The 1410-nt window shown below is 68.0% G+C and carries 1 protein-coding gene; it reads right to left on the bottom strand.

Annotated features, from left to right (window positions below):
- Positions 1–33 precede the first annotated feature (33 nt).
- Positions 34–1410: efflux transporter outer membrane subunit (locus FHT71_RS31140; RefSeq protein WP_183723304.1), on the bottom strand; the 1377-nt coding region annotated here is incomplete at its 5' end.

Genomic DNA, 1410 nt, shown 5'->3' with positions numbered 1-1410 from the left:
CCCGCGATTGCGGGGCTTTTTGTCTGCTGTCGTTCAGCTTGCCTTTGGCGGCGCGGTGGTCCTGGGTGCGCCGGGATTGTAGCCGCCGCCGATGGCGACGTTGAGGGAGACATAGTCCTTGGCCATCTGCTGGATGGCGGCGGCCAGACTTGCCTGGGCCAGCGACACCTGGCGCTGCGCATCGAGCACGTCGAGCAGCGAGGAAGCGCCGTCCTTGTAGCTGGCGGTCGACAGTTCCAGGGTTTCCTGCGTCGTCTTCACCTGGGCGCGCAGCGCTTCCACCGTCTGGGCGTCGCGGCGCACCGCCGACAGCGCGTTCTCCACCTCTTCGACGGCATCCAGCACCGTTGACTTCCAGGCGAGATACTGCGTCTTGGCATCCGACTTGGCGATGTCGACATTGGCGCGCAGGCGGCCGCCGTCGAAGATCGGCAGCGTCAGGGTCGGGCCGAACGACCAGGTGGTCAGGCTGCCGCCGGAGAAGCCGGCCGGCTTGACATAGCTCGGCGAGATCGAGCCCGACAGGGTGATCGTCGGATAGAGCTGCGCGATGGCGACGCCGATATTGGCGGTGGCGGCGGCCAGATTGCGCTCGGCGACGCGAATGTCGGGCCGGTTGCGGATCAGGTCGGCCGGGATGCCGGAGACGATGCCGCCGCGGAAGATCGGCTGCGGCGCGCCCTTCAACAGCTCGCCGAGCAGCGAGCCGGCCGGCTGGCCGAGCAGCGTGGCGATGTGGTGGGCGGCAACGCGGATGTTGGTCTCCAGGCCGGGGATTTCGGCCTGCGTCGACTGCACCAGACCTTCGGCCTGGACGACGTCGAGGCGCGAGGCGGCACCGGCTTCGAGCTGGAACTGGGTCAGCTCGTAGGTTTCCTGGCGCGACTTCAGGTTGGCGCGCGACAGCGCCAGGCGCTCCTGGAAGAAGCGCAGGTCGATGTAGGAGTTCACCAGATCCTGCAGATAGGTGAGCTTGGCGACGTCGGCGCTGGAATAGGCGGCATCGAGCGTTGCCTGGGCGCTTTCCTTCGAGCGGCGGTACTGGCCGAACAGGTCGAGCAGCCAGGAGACGTTGGCTTCGCCGGCGCTGGTGTTGGTGGCGCCAATCGAGGTGCGGCGCTCGCCCATCGTGCCGCTGGTGGTGTGGCTGGCGCCGACCAACAGGCTCGGCAACGACCCGGCTCCGGCCACGGTGACGCCGCCGGCGGCCGCATTGATGCGCTCCAGCGCCTGCTGCACCGACAGGTTCTCGTTCAGCCCCTGGACCACCAGGCCGTTCAGCTTCGTGTCACGATAAGCCGTCCACCAGGCCGCCGTCGACACGTCGCCGATGTCCTTGGCGCCACCCTCGCTGAACTTCGCCGGAAGCGGCATCTCCGGGGGTACATGGTCCGGGCCACTCACACAGCC

It is taken from the genome of Rhizobium sp. BK060 (assembly GCF_014193145.1).
GTDB lineage: Bacteria > Pseudomonadota > Alphaproteobacteria > Rhizobiales > Rhizobiaceae > Rhizobium.
Note: the sequence above shows the minus strand (reverse complement) of the source record. Positions and strands in the feature narration are given on the sequence as shown.